Annotated in this window: 1 protein-coding gene; it reads right to left on the minus strand. The window is 63.7% G+C overall.

Annotated elements, in window-relative coordinates; genetic code table 11:
• On the minus strand, positions 1 to 215 hold a 215-nt coding region (locus GCN74_RS28600; protein WP_152259723.1), incomplete at both ends, for a transposase.

Here is a 215-nt window from a genome sequence, read left to right on the forward strand (position 1 = left end):
TGGCCTGGATCTGTTGCCGATAATGCCGAGCACCATAAGCGCGGTCGACGCGCACGCTCGACGGCCTTTTCCGGGGGCGACCACGGCCCGGACGAGGCACATCAATCGCATCGAGCAGCTGTCCGACATGGGCCGCGTCGCTACACTGGCCGGCCGTGACAAGAACGGACAGCGGCAAACCGTGCCCATCGACACAGACATGGATTTTGCTGGTG

Source organism: Janthinobacterium sp. FT14W, from assembly GCF_009208755.1.
Classification (GTDB): Bacteria; Pseudomonadota; Gammaproteobacteria; order Burkholderiales; family Burkholderiaceae_D; genus Janthinobacterium; species Janthinobacterium violaceinigrum.